Here is a 21,320-nt window from a genome sequence, read left to right as displayed (position 1 = left end):
TTTTATTCAATAATATTTTTAAACTCTTTTCGATATTGAGAAGGACTTTTTTGCGTATATTCTTTAAAAGTTTTATTGAAATAACTGAAATTATTAAATCCGCTTTCGTAACATATCTCATTAATACTCAATGGTTTCTCTGCCAACAATTTCATAGAGTGAATGATACGATATTCATTCACGAATTGTGTAAACGTTTTATTGGTAATTTTTTTAAAATATCTGCAAAAAGAAGGCTCCGTCATATTGGCGAGATTTGCCACTTCTTCTAAAGTAATTTGCTCTTTGAATTTATTTTTCACATGATTGAAAATGAGGTTAATTCTCTCATTATCTTCCACTTGAGTTTGAATATAGAAATTTCCAGCATTTAGAATTTGGAAATCTTCGGTATTGGCAAGAACATTTAAAATTTCTAAAAATTTAATCAATTTGTCCAGTGAAGTCGCCTCATACATTTCTAAAATTTTACTTTCCAAAGATTTTTTAACCGATTCACCAAACACAATTCCACCTTTTGAAGCATCTAATAAATTTGTTATTTTCTTCATTTCAGGAGTTTTCCAGATGTGAGGTCCTAAAAAATCAGGCAAAAACTGAACTACAATTTCATACTCATTTCTAGTATTTTCATTGGTTAAACCACAATGCGGCAAATTACTGCCTATTAAAACCAAATCTCCTTTAGTAAAATAAGAAATGGTGCTTCCAATTTGTCTTTTTCCTGAACCTCCACCTACAAAAACCAATTCTATTTCTGGGTGATAGTGCCAAAAATTAGATTTTAAATTTTCATTTTGAAGGAATTTGAAACAAGAAAAACTACTTCCAATATTGGGGTTAACTGCTTCATATGTAGGACTTGTCTGCTTCATTTTGTTCTATTTCGATTTACAAATATACTATTTTATCTTTAAGTTAATGTTAATTTTGTATTAATGTTAAAATAGAACACATATAAGAAAATTATCTTGTAAAATAACCCAAATTTCAAGTCTAGATTTGCACTGTACTTAATTGACTAACACACTAACAATTATAATTATGAAAAATTTATTAAAATTCAGCTTCCTTATAGGATTTCTATTTATTTCGGCAAATGTAATGGCCAATGACAAAGATTTCTCTATCTCTATTGACAACATCAATGCTAAAAAACTAAGCTTTCAGATGACGAATGCAAAAAATGTTGCGCTATATGTTTACAATGACAAGCAAGGAGAACTTTTTGCTGAAAAAGTGAGAAAACAAGATGAGGTTTCTAGAACGTATGATTTGAAAAACTTTCCTGCAGGAACGTATTATTTAGTAGCGGAATCTGATTCTAAAATCGAAAAATATAAAATTACTATTGACGAAACTAATGCTTCAATTGAGAAGACACCAGTTTCTGAAATTTTCAAACCAGAATACACTATTGAAGGCAATCATGTAAAATTAGTGATGCCTAAACTAACTGATGCAGTAACAGTTTCTGTTGAAGATTTCACGAATACGGTTTATTATAACCAGACTTTAACTCCAAATAATGGCGAATTGGTTGTACAATTTGATTTAAACCCAGAAAATGCTGATGCGTATGTAATCAGTGTAGAAAAAGGCGAAAACACTTTCAACAAAATCATATATCTAAAATAAATTTTAGGGTTAATTTCACATCACATCAAAAAAAGTCTCATGAAATTGAGACTTTTTGTTTTTTTAAAGAACTTAAAAATTTAGAGAATAATTATCCTTTTTCTGGAGTAACTAATTCATTTACTTTTTTTTTTGCTGAGCTTTTTCTTTTTCTGCATTTTTAGCAGCGTTTTGTTCAGCCAATTTTTTCTCTAGCTCTGATTTCTTTTTTTGTTCTATTTTTTTCTTTTCTTCTGCCAATTTCTGTTCGGGAGTTTTAGTGGTGTCTTGTTTTAAAACAGGCGCTTTTTTAGCATCTTCAATAGCAGAATTCACCGCCGAAAAAGAAGTTTGTCCTACTACAGAATCTACCAAAGTGGTATCAATAGGAGAATTGTCTTCTGCATAAAATTGCTCTTCTTCTTTGTTGTTTTTCCAACAAGAAACTAAAATAAAGCTGGCTAGTAAAACGATTAATTTCTTCATTTTTAATTTTTAAAACTAAATTCTGCAAAAACGGGATAATGGTCTGACAGTTTTTGACTTCGGTCAACTTGGTAATAGGTAGATTTTAAATTCTCCGAAGAAAATACATAATCTATTCTGATTGGAATTTTATAGTCATGGAAACTTGTTCCAAATCCTTTCCCAGATTCTAAAAAACAGTCTTTCAAAACTCCCGAAATAGTGTAATACTCATACGAATTAGGAACCGAGTTAAAATCACCAGCCAAAATAACAGGATAAGGAGATTTCTCTATAAAATTTTTTAAAACTTCTACCTGGGTTTGATGAGCCGCAAAAACTGGAAAAAATTTACGCACTAAACTTTTGGCTTTTTCTGTATTTTCATCTAAATTTTCTGTAGGTTTTACCATTGATTTATGCAATCTAAAGGGTTTTAGATAAACATTTATAAAGCGTAATATTTTTCCATTTATCATTACATCAGCATATATTGCGTCTCCATGTTCTAAAAAAGGAATTGATCCTTTCTCTAACAATTCATATTTAGAATAGAAACTAACGAGATGACCATGAAAAAAATATTTTGTCTTACTGAATGTTGATTTCTGGGCAACAGAATAACCTGACTCCTGTAAAAATATAAAATCAGCATCGAAAGAATTTATATAGTTTTCTACTTTTTCTTTCCCATAATCATCAAACTTATTATTAAAGGTAAGAACTTTAAAATCTGCCTTCTCACTTTTTGGCTCAGAATAATTAATCCATCTTCTTACTGGAGTTAAAAATAATGTGGAAATCAGCAAAAAAACAAAGGCTCTTGTACGCCAAGAAAAAATCCAGAAAACACAGAGTAATAGATTGGCAATCATTAAAAAAGGAAATGCCAATGATAATAAATTGAGTAAAGGAAATACTTTTGGTGGGATATAAGCATTAAGCATGGTTGCTCCTAAAAGCAACACAATTACTACATGAGCAACGGTAAAAATACTTCTGAAAATTCCCACTGATTAATTAATTCTATATCTGTTTCTACCCCAAACTTTCACTAAAATATAGCCTACTAAAGCGCCACCGATATGTGCGAAATGTGCAATATTTCCTCCACTTCCAGAAAAACCTAGATACAGAGAAACTATAATAGAAATGGGAAACAATACCTTTGCTTTAATCGGAAACGGAATAAACATAATGAACATTTCCGCATTAGGATACAGCAAAGAAAACGCCGCAATTACTCCGAAAATAGCTCCAGAAGCTCCAACCATCGGTGTAGAAAGTATGTTCACAATATTCTGTGCATTTCCTTCTAATCTTACTGGAAATTTTCCAAAATCACCCTTTAAAATATCCGAAAATTGTAAACCTTCTACAATAAGCGGTTTAGCATCTTTGTATAACTGATAATATTCCCAGAGATTAAACAATGCAAAAGCACCTAAACCAGAAAGAAAATATAAAATAACAAATTTCTTTTCTCCTAAAAACCTCTCTAAAACTGGCCCGAAACTCGCAAAAGTGAGCATATTAAAAGCAATGTGCATAAAACCTCCATGCATAAACATGTGTGTGATGATTTGCCAAGATTTAAAATAAGGAGATGTAGGGAAAAAAGCCGCTAAATATTGATAGGATTGCGGAATAAGCATCGCTAGAATGAAAACAATCACATTCAGGATGATAATATTTTTGGTGATGGGTGTTATATTTTGAAACATATTGTTTTGGTGTGTTAAAATTTATTTTTCAATTCTTCTGTAGGCACTTCTAAAAAGGTCCTGTTTCCGTTTGGTGTAAACTCTGGGAAACCTAGCTTAATGAAATCCTTCAAAATTTGTTCCACTTCAGCTTTATACAGAAAATCAAACTTAGATTTTGCATTGGTTCTAATCCACTGATTATCATAATTTTCTAAAAATTCTTCTTCGGTTTTATATTCTAAAATTTCGAAGAGATTTTCTAAAAATTTAATCACTTGAGATTCTTTCACATCTTCAGGCACTGCATTTATTCTCAGCACATTATCTTGTGCCAAAACAATATCGAAACCTAAATCCGGCAAGTATTTTTTAATCGAACGAAACTTATTTTTCTCAATTTCATTTAAATGATATTCTAAAGAAAATAGCAAACTTTGGCTTTTCTTACTTTTAGAAACATTTTTACGGTTTTCGGCTAAGACAATTTGGTGAATTCTTCCCAAATCGAGCATCAACGTCCTGTGGTCTTTATTAAAAAGCCAATAACCATTTGGCAATCTGAGTAAATCTTCTTCTAAATCATCGTCTTCTTCATCAAAAAGGTTAATTTTAGATGGCAAAGCTGATGATTCTTGTTGATACATTTCGGTAAGATTTACCATCGCTGTATCATTAATTTTAGAAGGAATTTGGTCTTTAAACGGATTAAAATTTCTGTCGATATGAATTCCAGGAGCGTGATAGCTTTTCGCAGCATCTACTTTTGGCGGAAAAAATGAATCCATTTGTTCATTTCGCTCAAAATCTAGACTTGGCGCTACATTATAAATTCCCAAAGATTTTTTAATTGTAGAACGAATCAATGCAAAAATAAGGTTCTCATCTTCGAATTTTACCTCTGTTTTTTGCGGATGTATGTTGACATCTATTTTTTCTGGGTCAAGATCCAAATACAAGAAAAAACTCGGGCTGTAATTGCTTTGCAACAGTCCTTCAAAAGCTTCCTGAACCGCTCTATTTAAGTACGGACTTCTAAAATATCTTCCATTGACAAAGAAAAACTGTTCGCCTCTAGATTTTTTAGCTGCTTCTGGTTTTCCCACGAAACCATTGAGTTTTACCCAACCTAAATCTTCTTTGATAGGAACCAAAAGAGGATGCAATTTTCTACCGAAAATATCTACAATTCTCTGCATTTGGCTTCCTTTTCTGAGGTTAAAAATCACCTCATCATTATGATAGAGCGAAAACTCTAAATTTTCGTGAGCCAATGCTACTCTTTGGAATTCATCTATAATATGTCTGAATTCTATATTGTTGGATTTCAGAAATTTTCTACGCGCTGGAACATTAAAAAACAAATTTTTCACCGAAAAAACAGCGCCTTCTGTAGTTTGTGCAGGTTCCTGAAATTGTAATTCTCCACCTTCTATGTAGATAACGGTTCCTATTTCTGCATCTTGTTTTTTTGTTTTGAGTTCTACCTGAGCTACCGCAGCAATAGAAGCCAAAGCTTCACCACGAAAACCTTTAGTAGCGATATGAAAAATATCTTCAGTAGTTCTAATTTTAGAAGTAGCGTGTCTTTCGAACGCCATTCTCGCATCGGTTTCAGACATTCCGCTTCCGTTATCTGCTACTTTTATGAGATTTCTGCCCGCTTCTTCTACAATCAGTTCTATTTTAGTAGCACCAGCATCTATGGCGTTTTCTAGCAATTCCTTAACAATAGAAGCAGGTCTCTGCACTACTTCTCCTGCAGCAATCTGATTGGCAACATGATCTGGTAAAAGTTGAATAATATCTGACATTTCTATAATTGAAACTCCAAAAATAGTGTTTAATTTCTAAAAAAATTGAATTTGTGGATGAGTAATCCTGATTGTTAAGAAAATTTTATGAAGTCTAATTTCTGACGAAGTTTTTTAGTGATTTTCTGGGTTAATGTTCTTTCATCTGCAAGATGATGAAGTTTAAATTCTCTTTTTTTTCTCACTACAAAAAGATGATAATCTTCTTGCTCCCAAATTCCATATTTCTGAAAGAAAACCATCTCTAGATTATTTTTATCAAGATTTTCTACTAAAGTTGGCAATTCGATGGGTTGGTCTATCACTTGTAGTGATTCTGGCTGATGCTGATGAAGATATTTAATATATTCTGGATTTGGAATATTGATGAGTAAAAGAGATTTTTCTGAAATATAAGTGCTGATGTTTTTAAACAAATTAAAATGCTCTTCTATTGGAATATGCTCTATAACATCTAACAGTGTGATGAAATCAAAATCAGATTCTTGGGGTTGATAATGCACCACGTCTCCTACAAAAAGTTGAACGTTATTTTTTTGGATGTTTTTTTGTGCGTTTTCTATACTTTTTTCGCTTAAATCTACTGCTTCTATATAACCTTTTTCTACTTTTTTAGAAAGTAAATAGGTAAAAGCTCCCACTCCACAACCCAGTTCTAAAATTTTAGATTTTTTAGTAAGTCCTAATTTTTTAAGTTGTTTAAACAAAAAAATCAATCTTTCATTAACTCCTATTTTTATTTGTCTTTCGGAGAACTGGTCATAGAACTGAGAAACTTCTTCTTTCTTCATCTGAAAAATATTTTGAGCCAATAAAAATACAAAATAAATAAAAAAGGCGCATCCTAGGATGCGCCTTGGTCTGAAAAACGAATCAAATAACTATAGTTTGTATAGAATTTGCGGGTGATTTTACGCTGACAGACTGACCTTCTATCCAAAGATTGTATTGGGTTTCTTGGTCAGAAGAATTCATTACTACTACCACCATTTGTCCGTTCGGATTCATAAATGAAGTAGAAATCAGAAAATCTCTATTGGTAACGGTTCCTAGCCTTCTTGCGTTCATTTGTACATATTTAGAAATATGTCCTATGTAATAATATTCTGCGGTGTAATGTAATTCTCCGGTTCTGGTGTCTGCGATAATCGGTGCGAAACAGAAATTGCCTACATGATTTGGACCTCCTTTTTCATCTAAAAGAATGTTCCAATCTGTCCAAGCAGAAATTCCGTTGTTAAAATCATTAATCATGTTTTTACCATAAATTTCGCCTAATCTCCAATCGTAGATTTCCTCGAATTTAAATTTTTCTACACAACCTTCGGTGAAGATGAGAAACTTATTAGGAAAAGCTTTTGCGGTTTCTTCTACATTTTCGAATAGCGGTTGAGATTTTGTCCATGTTTCGTACCAGTGGAAACCTATTCCTGTAGCGTATTTATTCGCCAAAGGATCACTTAATGTAGTGGTAGCTCTTTGGTATAATAAATCTCTATTATGGTCCCAAATGATGACTTCTTTATTTTTGTAGCCGTTTTTCCAAAGAGTAGGTCCTAGATATTTTCCTAAAAATTCTGCTTCTTCTTCGGCGGTATAGATACAAGATTCCCAAGTCTGAGTAGCCATAGGTTCGTTTTGTACAGAAAGTCCCCAAACTGGAATTCCTCTTTTTTCATATTCTTTGATGAATTTAACGTAATAATTTGCCCAAGGTTGATAGTATTCTTTTTTAAGTTTACCGCCTCTCAACATATTATTGTTATCTTTCATCCAAGCTGGTGGAGACCACGGACTGAAATAAAATTTGAAATTTTTGCCAATCATTTTTTGAGCTTCCTTAATCATCGGGATTTTATATTGCTCATCATGTTGTATATTGAAGGTTTTAAGCGCCTTGTCATTTTCTTCTACATAGGTATAACTTCCACTGCTGAAATCACTAGAATTCATGCTGGTTCTAATCAAGTTATACTGTAAGCCATTTTTGCCAAAATAGGCTTCTAAAAATTCTTTTTGCTTGTCTTGAGGCAATTTATAAAAGGTTTCTGCAGAGGCATCTGTAATGGCTCCACCAATTCCTGTGATTTTTTGGTACTTAAAATCTGGATCTACAAAAACGCAAATATCTGTTTCCTTCGGCTGAGGAAAATTCTGAAAACTGCCTTTACTGGGTACAAACTTTTCAGTTTGGTTTTTGGCAGTAGTATATATCGAAACGTCTTTAAGTGTTTTCTTTTGCTGTGCAAAACCTACACTAAATGCCAAGACAGACATGATTATTACTGCATTACTTTTCATTTTTTTATTTTAAAAAATTAGAAAATATAGGTAGCTACTGCTCCTGCATCTAAAGATGTAGTTGCAATTTTTCCATTAATTTTAATATTGAATGTTTCTGGTGCGCCTCCATCATTTTCTACAATCAAAACAATTTTACCATCGGCTCTCTTGAAAGCTACGTTATTAAGGTTTCCTGACTGAGAGCTTGCAATTCTTATAGAATTCTGTGGAACAAACTTAGAAGCGTGAGCAATGATGTAATAGCCTACGTTTCTCTCGAAGTTTTCTGAAGAGTTTATGGTAATTGCACCTTTACACATGTTACAACCACCTTCAGTATGAGGTTTAAACTGAGAATTATTGGCTAAATTCCATTCTAAAGCAATTTTACTCCAGTTTCTCATGGAACCTATAATTACATTTTTCAGGTGCCATTTTAAGTCTCCACCAAAATCACCAGTAGAAGAAGTCCACTGTTCTGTAAAATATATATTTTTAGTAGGGAAAGTAGCTTTTATATCTCCAAGAGCTGTAATAAAACCGCCATATAAGTGAAAAGCGGTTCCATCAATATATGGATTTGCATCTTTATCTGACAAAACAGCAATTGGATAATATGGTGTATCACAGTTATGGTCAAATGCTACAATTTTAGTAGAAATATTAGCAGTTTTAAAAGCTGGTCCTAGATGTTTTCTTATAAACTCTGCTTGCTTTTCAGCAGTCATTACCATACTAGGATTATTTTTAAGATTTAATGGTTCATTTTGTGGTGTAATGGCATCTATGGTAATGCCTTCATTTTTCATAGCGGTGATGTATTTCACAAAATATTGTGCATATACACCGAAATATTCTTCTTTTAGGCTTCCTCCCATAGAACTTCCGTTATCTTTCATCCAAAGTGGAGCAGACCAAGGAGTTGCCATAATTTTAATATTAGGATTTATGGCAAGAATTTGTTTTAACATATCAATTAAAGGACGGTCTTTTTCTAAACTGAATTTTGACAACGTAGGATCTGTTTCTCCTGCAGGAAGATCATTGTAAGAAAATACGCTGCTATTAAGATCAGAAGCACCTATACTTAATCTAAGATAGTTTATAGAAATAGAATTAGCGTTACTGCTAAAGAGTTCTTGTAAGAGTTCTTGTTTTCTAGTAGCAGTAAGACTATTAATAACTTCTACACTACCTCCTGTTAAAGTATAACCAAATCCGTCAACTGTTTGATAAGTTTGGCTTTCGTCTATCTGAATATTTTGATAAGAATTAGAGTTAGTAGTAAAACCAAGAATAGTATTTTGTTTCTGAAGTTTTACAGACTGATCTCCTTTAGTAAGCCATACTTCTACATCATTGGTAGGAGTAGGTTTGGGCGGTTCTGGCGTAGGTGACGAAGTACTTCTAGAGCAATACGCCATTGCAATCATACTGGCAATCGCCCAAATGAATAGATATGATTTTTTTAAAAACATAAATTTAAATTTTTATTGATATACTCTAATGTAATCTACTTCCATAGTTGCGTTAGTCACATTCGGATCTATGGTTCCCCCAAAATTACCTCCCATTGCTACATTCATAATGAAGAAAAAATTCTGATTGAATGGTGAATTTGCATTATTATTGTAAGTAAAGAACAATTGATTGTCTACATAGATTTTTATAGTACTTGCATTCCATTCCATACTGTAAATGTGGAATTCTGTAGTTGCATTTGGAATCATAACACTTGTACCATATGCATTTCCACCAGAACGACCAGGATAATGAAGGGTTCCAAAAATTCTATTTAATTGGTTTCCTACATGTTCCATGATGTCTATTTCTCCACAAGCAGGCCAACCCACAGAATCGATATTATCTCCTAACATCCAAAGTGCAGGCCAAGTCCCACCACCAGATGGAATTTTAGCTCTAATTTCTACTTTTCCATATTTCATAGAATATTTTCCTTTAGAAAGTAGTCTTGCTGAGGTATAATTGTAACCTTGGTACGATTCTTTGATTAAATTAATTTTAAGAGTTCCGTTACTTACTATAGCATTTTGGGTTCTATTGGTATAATATTGCGCCTCATTATTTCCCCAACCATTACTGTTTCCTAAATCATAGCCCCATTTAGAAGAATCTGGCGCTCCATCAACATTAAATTCATCAAAAAAAACTGCTTTTGGAATGACATACACCGTTAGTTTTGTGCTACCAGAAATAGATTTATCTCCATTATATGCCGAAACATAAACGGTATGTTCATTAGTCCCAGATTGCTTAAATGTATAAGTGAAGTTACCTGTGGTAGAGGTAAGAATTTCTCCGTCTACTGACATTTTATATTCTTTGGCATTGTTTGCAGAAGCGGTAAAATTTACCACACCTGTTCCATCACCATTTGGCATAGTAGCAGAAGAACCCACAATTATTTTATTGATTACTAAATTAGTAGGTGTAGTTACAACTGGCTCTGAAGAACCTGAACTGCTGCCGCCACAACTAAAAAAAAGAAATGAAAAAAAGGAAATTATGAGTAAAAATTTATAATTTTTCATAACCTATTTCAATTGTATTTTTGCTACTATAGGAAAATGATCAGACGGATATTTATAGTCATAAAAGTCTGTAATCGTTCTGTATTTTAAAACTTTCGTATTGTTTTTTGAACTAAAAATAAAATCTATTTGTTCGCTAGGTTTTTCATTGAATTTAAAACCATTCCAAGTTGCTTTTTCGGCGTAAGGTTTTGTAACACTATTGATTCTTGCTTCTTGTAAATTTTCAAAAAGCGGTTTCATCCATGAATCACTTTCTACAGAATTAAAATCACCTGTAAGAACTACAGGAACATTTCTTTTCTTCTGCAAGGTTTTAATTTTTTCCAGAATGATTTCTGCAGACTTCTGTCTCGCAATTACACCTACATGATCAAAATGCGTATTCAGCACCCAAACTTTCTTTTTGGTTTTTATATTTTCAAAAAGAGCATACGTAACGATTCTAGGATATGCTGCGTCCCAAGATTTTCCTGATTTTTCAGGGTTTTCTGAAAGCCAAAATGTATTTTGTTCCAGAACTTTATATTTGCTTTTTAGATAAAAAATACATGAAAATTCTGCATTCGGTTCCTCTGTTCTCGGTCTTCCTAAAAAACCATAGGCAGAGTTGTTATCTAATAAATAATCAATCTGAGGTTTCTGCGCTTCTTGTAGTCCTACAAAATCTGCTTCGTAATAAGAAATAAGGTCTTTTACTTTATCTTTTCTGATGTTCCAGTGATTTCCCCCATCATCTACACTTGCCAATCTGATGTTAAAACTCATCACATCAATGGTTTGTGAGAATAAAAACGATGCAAAAAGTATAAACAAAATGGTAGAAATGTTTTTTGTTTTCATATTTTTAATTCTTGATGAAAATTATTTTAACTCGAACTGATATTTTTTGTTTTCTGTAGAAAGTTTGAAAGAATCTGTTCTAAAAGGCGCTATAGGTAATCCTTTTTCGGTGAAAAGATTAATTTCTGAGTCATCTCCTTTCCAGCCATATCTTACAGCAACGGGATTGCTTACCTTTTCGCATGTAACTACAATTTTATTTTTCTTAATTTCTGCTTTTGCTGGATAGAATTTTTGATCATTTCCTGCAATTTCAAAACCTTTTAAGATTTCATTATTTTTAGAAACTAATTTTTCCTTCGTATTAAAGCTGATGGTAATTTTATTTCCTTTTACCGTTGATTTTTGATAAATTGGGCTTTTCAGACCATTATTCAATGCTAAATTAGCCAATCTTTCACCTACTGTTTTTTTATTTCTTGGGTGAATATCATTCGGATTTCCAACGTCGGTAGTTACTACCATTCCTGTGTTTTTCATTTTGGTAGTATTCAGTTGAGCATCTCGTACTTCACACCAATCGCAACCTTCATTACTGTCTCCTTTAGTATTAAAAGTGGCTAATTGAACGAAATAAAAAGGTAAGTTTTCTCCAAATTTCTGTCTCCAACTGTTAATCAATAATGGGAAACTTTGGTTATATTCATAAGCTCTCTCTGCATTTGATTCTCCTTGGTACCAGAGCATTCCCGAGATTTTGAAATCCTCAATCGGGTGAATCATGGCATTGTAAATCAAAGAAGGAAATTCATTTTGATTGATGGCTGCATAAATTTTTTCTACAGCAAATTTCCAATTTCCTGCCAATGGAATACTTTTTTGAGCGGTGACTAATTTCACCTCATCATCATTACTCCACAAACCACCGCCACCACCAGTGTCATTAACCTTTACTGCAATAATATTCTCTCCTTTCTTTAAAATTTCTTTCGGAATGTTATAAATTCTATCATCTGACCATTGTTTCATTTGCCCTACTAATTTTCCATTAAAATAAGTAAGGTCTTCGTCATCAATTTTCCCTAAATACAGCACCGCATTTCCGGCAAGATCTTCGTCTGAGAGAACAATGGTTTTTCTAACCCAAGCTACTCCGTCTAAACCTTCGAAACCTTGTTGTTCCCAAGCTTTTGGAACATATAAATCTTTTAAAACAGAAGCGTTATACTCTGCACTCAAGAATTGTTCTCGATTAAAATCTGCAATTTTAGCGTTCAGTTTTTTCTCAAAAAAAGCAGTTTTAGCCTCGAAATTTTTCTGTTGAAGACTTTCTATGTCTATTTGTGGCATATTGGCAATCATTTCTTTGAAATAAGGCGATTGCTCGAATGCGTTTTTAGGAATCCACGCTTCGATTACAGTTCCGCCCCAAGAAGAATTAATGATTCCTATAGGAACTTGTCTGTCGTGATACATTTTTTTAGCAAAAAAATAGGCTACTGCAGAAAAATCTCCAATAGTGGAAGCATTCGCAACATTCCATTCTGTTTTCGCAAGGTTATTTTGAGGCAAAGAATTTATTTTTCTCTCAATTTTAATATGTCTAATGAGCGGAAACTCTTTTTGATTTAATTCCTCTTTATAGCCTTCAGAAGACGAAAGCGCCCACTCCATATTGCTTTGTCCACTACATAACCAAACATCTCCTACCAAAACATTTTTGAAAACAATTTCATTATTTCCTTTAATCGTCAATGTAAAAGGACCACCTTCTTTTTCTTGGTCTAAATTTACTTTCCAATTGCCATTTTGGTCAGCAACAGTGGATTGGGTTTGATTTTTAAAATTTACCGACACTTTTTCATGAGGTGATGCAAAACCCCAAACTGGAATTTTAGAATTTCTCTGCAACACCATATTGTCTGAGAAAATATATGGTAAAGAAACATTTGCCATCAATAATTGAATGGTCAATAATAAGAATACGCTGATTGATTTTTTCATTTTAATTCCCTTTAAGATTTATTTCTTATAAGGTTAATTTTTTAAGGATGTTATTTTTCCCAATTTACTCTTTTGGTTTGTACCTGAGCAGAATTGGTTCCTATCATGATGTCAAATTCTCCTGATTCCCAATCGAAATTGAGTTCATCATCATAGAATTTTAAATCTTCTGGTGTAATGTTAAAAGAAACGGTTTTGCTTTCTCCTTTTTTCAAGAATATTTTTTGAAAACCTTTCAGTTCTTTTACAGGACGAACTACTTTTCCTACTAAATCTCTGATGTACAATTGTACCACCTCTTCTCCGTCATAATTTCCAGAATTGGTAACTTTTATTGAAGCATTAAGTGTTAGATTTCCTTTTAATTCAGTTAAACTTAGATTAAAGTCTGAATATTTGAAAGTGGTATAACTCAAGCCGAAACCAAATGGATAAGCTGGGTCGTTATCCAAATCGATGTATGCAGAAACATAGTTTCTATCGGTGTTATTTTTTGCAGGTCTTCCTGTGTTATAATAGTTGTAATAAATCGGAATTTGACCTTCATTTCTAGGAAAAGTCATTGGCAATTTACCTCCAGGATTTATTTTCCCGAAAAGTACATCTGCAATAGAATTTCCAGCTTCTGTACCTAACCACCAAGTGTAAACAATGGTAGGAATGTTTTCTGAAGCCCAATCAAAAACCAAAGGACGACCGGCATTAATCATTAAAATAATTGGTTTTCCTGTTTTGGCAATTTCTTTCAATAAATCTTCCTGAACTCCAGAAAAATGGATATTGCTTCTGCTTTTTGCTTCGCCGCTCATTGCATGGCCTTCGCCTAAAGTCATAATCACTACGTCTGCTTTCTTGGCTGTTTCTACCGCTTCTGCAAATAGAGATTTATCATTGTCATTTGCGTTACAACCTTTAGCATAAAGCAATTCTGAATTTTTATCAAGCTGAGCTTTAATTCCGTCAAACTGAGTTACAATTCTTTGACTATCATCTGGAAAAGCGATAGACCAGAAGCCGTGATTTTCTACTGTAGCTTTCGCAAATGGACCAATAATGGCCACTTTTTTAGTGGTAGGGGAAAGTGGTAATAATTGATTTTCATTTTTTAGTAAAACAATACTTTTTGAACCAATTTCTCTAGCAAATTTTCTGTGTTCTGGATTATTGGCTTGTTCTTTTTCTCTCTTTTCATTGATGAAACGATAAGGGTCATCAAAAAGTCCAAGTTCATATTTTTTAGTCAAAATTCTGCGAACCGCATCATCTATTAATTGAATATCTACTTTTCCTTCTTTTACCAATTCTGCTAAATGATTAGTGTAAGAACGGCTTTCCATATCCATATCACTTCCCGCGATAATTGCTTTCAGAGCAGCATCTTTATTGTCTTTTGCAAAGCCATGAGGAATCATTTCGCCAATGCTTCCCCAGTCAGAAACCACAAATCCTTGGAAATTCCAAGCGCCTTTTAATAAGTCTCTTTGGATGTATTTATTTCCAGTGGCAGGAATCCCGTTGATATCATTAAAAGAATTCATAAAAGTAGCTACTCCTATGTCAGACACCGCTTTGAAAGGTGGCAAATACGTTTCGTGCAACTGTCTAAGGCTCATATCTACAGAATTGTAATCTCTTCCGCCAACAGCAGCTCCATAAGCTGCAAAATGTTTAGCGCAAGCCATTACTGCATCTTTATTTCCTAAGCCATTTCCTTGGAAACCTTTTACTCTAGCTTTTCCTACTAATATTCCTAAATAGGTGTCTTCACCAGCTCCTTCCATTACACGTCCCCATCTTGGATCTCTTCCTATATCTACCATTGGTGCAAAAGTCCAATGAATTCCATAGGCTGAAGCTTCAATGGCTGCAATTCTAGCAGATTTCTCAATTAAATTCATATCCCAAGTAGCGGTTTCGCCTAATGGAATAGGAAAAGTAGTTCTAAAACCATGAATAACATCTTGCCCAAAAAGTAAAGGAATTTTAAGACGAGATTGCATGGCTTGGTCTTGCCAGTTTTTAGTGTTTTTAGTACCTACAGCATTTAAAATAGAGCCTAGTTTCCCTGCACGAACTTGACCTGCTTTGTCCGCATCTTTCGTAATAGGACCGGTTGCTGTAATATCATCATTGTATTGATTAAGCTGTCCTATTTTTTCTTCCAAAGTCATTTTCGCCATCAGCTCTGTAACTTTTTGGTCGATTGATTTCTGTGCAGAAATATTTATTCCCAATCCTGCTAAAAAAATTGAAAGAAATATTTTTTTCATAAATTTTATTTTTAAAAAGTGTAGGTAGCCACTGAATTAGATGGTAATGAAGTTGCTACAGATTTACCATCAAAGGTAATATTAAAATTTTCAACTTCTGCTCCTTCGTTTAAAACGATTAAAGCTATTTTGCCTTCTGGCGTTTTAAACGCTAATGTACTTAAATTTCCTGCTTGTGTAGAACCTATTCTTTGTGAATTTTGAGGTACAAATTTAGAAGCGTGAGCAATAATATAATACGCTACATTTTTAGTGTAAGAATCAGAGGAATTGATAGTGATTGCTCCTTTACATTGAGTACAACCTCCTGGAGTAAAAGGTTGGAATTGTGCGTCATTTGCTAAATTCCATTCTAATGCAATTTTGCTCCAATTTCTCATCGTTCCTATGATTACATTTTTGGTGTGCCAAATAAAATCTCCTGCAAAAGTTCCTGTAGAACCCGTCCATTGTTCTGTGAAATACAGATTTTTATTTGGAAAAGCGTTCTTTACAACACCAAGAGCTGAAACATCTCCTGCATAAAGGTGAAACGCTGATCCGTCTACATATTGTGCAGCTTCTGGGTCTTGGAGAATGGTAATAGGATATTCTGGTTTATCGCAATTATGGTCATACAACACTATTTTTGTAGCAATATTGGCTGCTCTAAAAGCAGGACCTAAATTGTTTTTTATGAAATCTCTTTGTTGTTCTGCAGTCATATACATACTAGGGTTGTTCCCAGGATGCAATGGTTCGTTTTGAGGAGTAATGGCATCAATGGTGATTCCATTTTTCTTCATTTCCTGAATATATTTCACGAAATATTCTGCATAAACTTGATAATATTCAGTTTTCAGGCTTCCTCCTATGCTTTTTCCGTTGTCCTTCATCCAAATAGGTGGTGACCAAGGTGCGCCAATAATTTTAATATCTGGATTAATGGCTAAAATTTCTTTTAACATATCAATCACTGGTTGGTCTTTAGCTAAGCTGAATTCGCTCAGGTCTTCGTCTGTTTGACCTGCGGGAACATCATCATAAGAAAAGACAGAACTGTTAAGGTCTGATGCACCAATGCTTAATCTAAGATAACTTACACCTATGGATTGTTCTGATTTTCCGAAAATATCTTGAAGAAGTTCTTTTTTCTTCGCTGGAGATAATTGATTGATTACCTCTACGCTTCCTCCGGTAAGAGTATACCCAAAACCATCTACAGTTTGGAATTTTTCTGAAGGATTGATGAGAATGTTTTGGAAATTATTTTGTGGATTATCAAAAACAAGATTGTTTTGTTTTTGAAGTTTTAAAGTTTCATCAGCATTCGTTTGCCAATATTCTATTGTTTTTGGAGCTTCTATTTTTGTAAAAGAATTACATGAGATAAGAGAAGCTATAGAGCCTAAAACTAAGGCGGGGATCATTTTTTTTAGAACCATAACATTTATTTTTGATATTCAAAAAAACTGCTGCACGATAATATGCGCAGCAATTTTTTTAGAATAAGGTTATATAAATTCTAATTTGATATAAGATTAATAACCAGCGTTTTGAGTTAAATTAGGATTATTATCAATCTGAGATTGAGGAATAGGCCATAATAAACGATTTTGATTAATATTTTTTGCAAAACTTATAACATTTCCATTTCCATCTTTTCTATTGCTAAGAATTTCTACAGCTTTGCCAGTTCTCTTAAGATCAAACCAACGTTCTCCTTCAAAAGCAAGTTCTAATTTTCTTTCTTTTAAGATTTTATTAATACCATCTTCTTTACTAGAAATTGTTATATTTGGCAAATTTACTCTAGCTCTTACTTGATTTACCAACGCTGCAGCACCTATATAATCTCCTAGATTTACTTTTGCTTCTGCTCTAATTAACAGCAAATCTGCATATCTGGCAACATAAAAATTTTGATTACCATCTGTTAATCTCATTTTGTTCATGAAAGGATAATGGCTACTTGGCCAATAGTTATCCGCCCAACCTACATTATCAAAAGTTACAGAAGATTGCTTTCTAATTACATCTCCCTCATCATCAAAAGATTTTACAACATCATTAGAAGGTGTATTAAATTTTTTCCAATCATTTCCCACAAACATGAAAGTTCCCCAAGCCCAAACGTTTCCACCGTTTCCATTTGCTTCAAAAATAGATTCTGCATTTGCTTCATGAGATCCATCAAACAAGTGATCATAAGTAGGAACTAAGCTATAGCCTAGAGTCATTAATTGATCCGTGTAAGAAACTACTTTAGTATAATCAGGAGATGGTTTAGTTGCATTTACTTTTGCTAATAATGCCAATGCAAAACCTTTGTTGGCTTTGAATTTATTTGATGCACTTGGTGCACTAGCTAGAGCTCCTTCTAAATCTGTAATAATTTGAGTGTATATTTCAGCGGTTGTTGCTCTTTTAGGATATACTTGGCTGTATACTTCTTCAAAGTTTTCTGAATTCACTCCTATAACTGCTTTAGTAACTAAAGGAACATCTCCCCATAATTGTACCGCATGAAAATAATATAAAGCTCTTAAAATAGCCGCTTCAGACTTCATTTCATTTTTTCTTGCACTAGTCAGTGCAGGATCTGCAATGTTATCTACATAATTTAAAACTTTATTACAGTTATTGATAAAACCGTAAAGATATTTCCAATCTCTTGCTACGTTTGTATTTGTTGCGATGATACGGTATTCACCTTGTTGCATGTTTTGTGGATTGTCACCTCCTGTATATGCAGTATCTGCTTGAGCATCTCCATTAAAAAAGTAATCTAATTGCCAATACTCATTTCCAAAATCCGAATATAATGCAGTCATTAAGTCTTCTGCTTCGGAAGCTTTAGTATATGGTGTATCAGAAAGAGGAACTGCTCTATCTGTAATAGGCTCGGTATCTAAATAATCTGAGCAAGATACTGTACTAGCAGTCAGCATTGAGCCTAATAATATATAAAAAAATGTTTTATTAAGTTTCATAATCGTGATGATGTGTTAATTAAAAATTAGCTTTAAGACCTAAAATAACAGTTCTTACTTGTGGGTATGTTCCATAGTCTATACCAAACACTCCATTTGTAGTATTAAAAGCATTAACTTCTGGATCAAATCCTGTATAGTCAGTCCAAGTGTATAAATTTTGTCCAGTTAAATAAACATTTAGTTTACTCACTCCTTTGAAAGGATTATTGAAATTATAACCTAAGGTTACATTTTTAAGTTTTACAAATGATCCATCTTCTACGAAACGGTCAGAAATATACATTGCGGTAGAGGTATTTGCTTTAGGAATGTTTGTAATTTGACCTGCAGTAGTCCATCTATCAAGAACTACTGTAGATTGGTTTTTGAAATCATTCATTAACTCTAAATCAAATCTTGTTGCATTGTAAACATCATTTCCTTGAGAAGCAGTAACTAATACATCTAAATACCAATTTTTATATTTAAAGTTATTAGTAAATCCTAAAGTGTAGTCTGGAGTTGGATTTCCAATAAAAGTTCTATCACCAGTATCAAAATATCCATTACCGTTAAGGTCTTTGTAAAGAACATCACCAGTTGTAGGGTCTACCTTATCAAATTGATAACCAAAGAAAGAACTTATTTGCTGTTCTGCAGAAAATCTTACTAAATAGCCTCCAACGGTTTCTATAAATGCATTATCAATTGTAGGCATGTAATTCATGCTAAGTATTTTGTTTTTAGTAAATGAAATATTTAATCCGCTATTCCATGAAAAATCCTCTCTTTTGAAGTTAACTGTATTTATACTAAATTCTACCCCTTTATTCTCCATAGAACCTACGTTTTTAAGGATATTCCCTAAGCTACCCATTCCAATTGGTAAAATTAAATCATCTGTCTTTCTTTGATATACATCAGCAGTTAACTTAATTCTGTTGTTCATTAATCCTAAGTCTACCCCAAAGTTGGTATCCGTAGTTACTTCCCATCCTAAATCACTGCTATCCCACTGATGGGTATACCAAGTTCCATTAGGACCAAGTTCTGTAAGACGCTCTAAGTTAAAGTGTGAGTAAGTAGGAATTCCAGAAGCGTTACCTGTTTTACCCCAGCCTCCTCTTAATTTTAACTCAGAAATAGTGGGATTATCTTTTAGGAAGTTCTCATTAGATATAGTCCAAGCAGCAGATACACCTGGGAAGAATCCCCATTTGTTTCCAGGAGCTAATGCAGAACTACCATTATATCTAAATACTCCCATGACGGTATATTTATTTTCGAAAGTATAAATTGCTCTACCAAAATAAGAAACTTCTCTTAATTGTTCTTTTTGTAAAACCTCATGTTGGTAGGTTGCTAAATCATAATTAAAATCTGTAGTTCCAGCTGGGAAAACATTCCCTGTATAATTATGATTTTCTGTATTTCTTTCGTGAACTTGTAAACCTGCTAATAAATCTAAATCATGAGCCTCATGTTTCAGTTTATAGTTTAAAGTGTTTTCTATATTAAGATCTTTATATAGATAGTTATATTCACCTCCTAAACCTTTCTCTTGTCTTCCGTATACTGAGGAATAGTTATCAATAAATTGGTCGTTTACACTATCTATTATGTCATAAGAAACTTGTGGTTTCCATGTTAAATTTTTAGCTAATGTAACTTCTAATCCTAAATTACTTAAAAAACGCTGAGTATTAGTAAGATTTTTTCTTGATTGGAAAGCTACTGGATTTTCCCAACCTGATTGGAATGGGTTCGGTGCAAACTGCCCTGGCTTATAACCATCTTTTACCTCTCCAGTTGTTTGATCATATACTGTAGCGTCTGAATTAATAAAATTTACTTGGCTACCATAAATTGGTAAAAACGCAGGGGTATTTAATGTACTTAATACCACACCTCCTCTTGCAACACCTGCATTATCATTAGTATTATTAAGTTTAGTGTTGATGTAATTTAAACTTGCATTTAATTTAAGCCATTTAGCAATATTTGCATCTAGATTAACTTTTGCTGAAACCCTATCAAACTGGGCTGGTTCTATAATTCCTGCAATACCTTGATATCCTAAAGCCGTATAAGCTCTAACTTTATCATTTCCAAATGAATAATTTACGTTATAATTTTGATCAAATCCTGTTCTGAAAATTTCGTCTCTCCAATTAGTATTAATTCCCTGATAACGAGGGTTATTGATCGTATTTAAGAAAGCTGGATTAATTTCATTCATTAATGTTTTATATTGATCCATATTTAATACATCAATATTATCTACAGATTTAGAAACTCCCCAGTAAGCATTAAAATTTAATTGAGGCTTACCCCCTTTACCTCTTTTAGTAGTCACAATAACTACACCTCCAGAGCCATTAATACCATAAATTGCTGTAGAGGTTGCATCTTTTAAAATCGTCATACTTACAATATCATCAGTATTGAGTCCACTGATATCAAAAGTCTGAATACCATCTACTACGTACAAAGGATTTACACCAGAAGAAATAGAATTATTACCTCTAATTTTCACATCAATTGAAACGCCTGGCTTACCAGAAGCTTGCACTACAGTAACACCAGCTACACTTCCTTGTAATGCTTGACCAACATTGTAAATTGGTCGATTATCAAAAGCATCTGATTTAAGTGTAGAAATAGCACTCGTTAGGTTTTGTTTTTTAATACCACCATAACCAATCAGAACCACCTCATCTATTTTCTTCTCTTTTATAGCTGAAGAATCGCTTTTAATTTGAGCCTGAAAACTTGAGGTAAAATAAAGAACTGCTATGAGTCCTAACCCTTTTTTAATATTCATGTTCATAATATATTTTTTTATCTCATTTTGAGACAATAAATTTAAATGAAT

Annotated in this window: 16 protein-coding genes; 1 reads left to right on the top strand and 15 read right to left on the bottom strand. The window is 33.0% G+C overall.

Annotated elements, in window-relative coordinates; genetic code table 11:
- Positions 1-2: 2 nt before the first annotated feature.
- The gene (locus tag C3729_RS04795) at positions 3-875 is read right to left on the bottom strand and encodes an AraC family transcriptional regulator (protein WP_104793102.1); all 873 of its coding nucleotides are present in this window, start codon (positions 873-875) and stop codon (positions 3-5) included.
- 169 nt (positions 876-1,044) lie between these two features.
- On the opposite strand from C3729_RS04795, the gene C3729_RS04790 reads away from it, so the two are divergent.
- Complete coding sequence (locus C3729_RS04790) at positions 1,045-1,638, top strand: DUF3244 domain-containing protein (RefSeq protein ID WP_104793101.1); 594 nt, start codon at positions 1,045-1,047, stop codon at positions 1,636-1,638.
- Between the two features lie 120 nt (positions 1,639-1,758).
- Here the strand turns inward: C3729_RS04790 and C3729_RS04785 are convergent, their stop codons facing one another.
- From C3729_RS04785 to C3729_RS04720, 14 genes are all read right to left on the bottom strand, one after another.
- Entirely contained in the window at positions 1,759-2,103 is a 345-nt protein-coding gene (locus C3729_RS04785; protein ID WP_104793100.1) for a hypothetical protein, read from the bottom strand.
- Positions 2,104-2,105: 2 nt separating this feature from the next.
- Positions 2,106-3,095 (bottom strand): endonuclease/exonuclease/phosphatase family protein, encoded by a 990-nt coding sequence (locus C3729_RS04780; RefSeq protein ID WP_260204449.1) that lies wholly within the window; start codon positions 3,093-3,095, stop codon positions 2,106-2,108.
- A 3-nt stretch (positions 3,096-3,098) separates the two neighbouring features.
- Entirely contained in the window at positions 3,099-3,806 is a 708-nt protein-coding gene (locus C3729_RS04775) for a rhomboid family intramembrane serine protease (protein WP_104793099.1), read from the bottom strand.
- A gap of 14 nt (positions 3,807-3,820) precedes the next feature.
- The gene (mutL, locus tag C3729_RS04770) at positions 3,821-5,599 is read right to left on the bottom strand and encodes a DNA mismatch repair endonuclease MutL (RefSeq protein WP_104793098.1); all 1,779 of its coding nucleotides are present in this window, start codon (positions 5,597-5,599) and stop codon (positions 3,821-3,823) included.
- 74 nt (positions 5,600-5,673) lie between these two features.
- The gene (locus C3729_RS04765; RefSeq protein WP_104793228.1) at positions 5,674-6,390 is read right to left on the bottom strand and encodes a class I SAM-dependent methyltransferase; all 717 of its coding nucleotides are present in this window, start codon (positions 6,388-6,390) and stop codon (positions 5,674-5,676) included.
- 82 nt (positions 6,391-6,472) lie between these two features.
- Positions 6,473-7,900 carry a glycoside hydrolase family 30 protein gene (locus C3729_RS04760; RefSeq protein ID WP_104793097.1) on the bottom strand — a complete coding sequence of 476 codons (1,428 nt, stop codon included), beginning with the start codon at positions 7,898-7,900 and terminating at the stop codon, positions 6,473-6,475.
- Between the two features lie 17 nt (positions 7,901-7,917).
- Positions 7,918-9,360 (bottom strand): glycoside hydrolase family 30 protein, encoded by a 1,443-nt coding sequence (locus C3729_RS04755; RefSeq protein WP_185117726.1) that lies wholly within the window; start codon positions 9,358-9,360, stop codon positions 7,918-7,920.
- Between the two features lie 12 nt (positions 9,361-9,372).
- On the bottom strand, positions 9,373-10,434 hold the full coding sequence (locus tag C3729_RS04750) for a family 16 glycosylhydrolase (protein WP_104793095.1): 1,062 nt from the start codon (positions 10,432-10,434) through the stop codon (positions 9,373-9,375).
- A gap of 3 nt (positions 10,435-10,437) precedes the next feature.
- A complete protein-coding gene (locus C3729_RS04745) occupies positions 10,438-11,277 on the bottom strand; it encodes an endonuclease/exonuclease/phosphatase family protein (RefSeq protein WP_104793094.1) in 840 nt (279 codons plus the stop codon).
- Between the two features lie 21 nt (positions 11,278-11,298).
- Positions 11,299-13,221, bottom strand: coding sequence for a sialate O-acetylesterase (locus C3729_RS04740; protein WP_104793093.1), 1,923 nt, complete (start codon positions 13,219-13,221; stop codon positions 11,299-11,301).
- Positions 13,222-13,271: 50 nt separating this feature from the next.
- On the bottom strand, positions 13,272-15,491 hold the full coding sequence (gene bglX / locus C3729_RS04735; protein WP_104793092.1) for a beta-glucosidase BglX: 2,220 nt from the start codon (positions 15,489-15,491) through the stop codon (positions 13,272-13,274).
- Between the two features lie 11 nt (positions 15,492-15,502).
- Positions 15,503-16,900, bottom strand: coding sequence for a glycoside hydrolase family 30 protein (locus tag C3729_RS04730; protein ID WP_260204446.1), 1,398 nt, complete (start codon positions 16,898-16,900; stop codon positions 15,503-15,505).
- A gap of 111 nt (positions 16,901-17,011) precedes the next feature.
- Complete coding sequence (locus C3729_RS04725) at positions 17,012-18,463, bottom strand: RagB/SusD family nutrient uptake outer membrane protein (protein ID WP_260204444.1); 1,452 nt, start codon at positions 18,461-18,463, stop codon at positions 17,012-17,014.
- 19 nt (positions 18,464-18,482) lie between these two features.
- Complete coding sequence (locus C3729_RS04720) at positions 18,483-21,275, bottom strand: SusC/RagA family TonB-linked outer membrane protein (protein WP_104793227.1); 2,793 nt, start codon at positions 21,273-21,275, stop codon at positions 18,483-18,485.
- Positions 21,276-21,320: the final 45 nt, after the last annotated feature.

The sequence above is a fragment of the Cloacibacterium normanense genome, assembly GCF_002943105.1.
In the GTDB taxonomy this organism is placed as follows: domain Bacteria; phylum Bacteroidota; class Bacteroidia; order Flavobacteriales; family Weeksellaceae; genus Cloacibacterium.
This window is presented reverse-complemented; position numbering and strand designations above follow the sequence as displayed.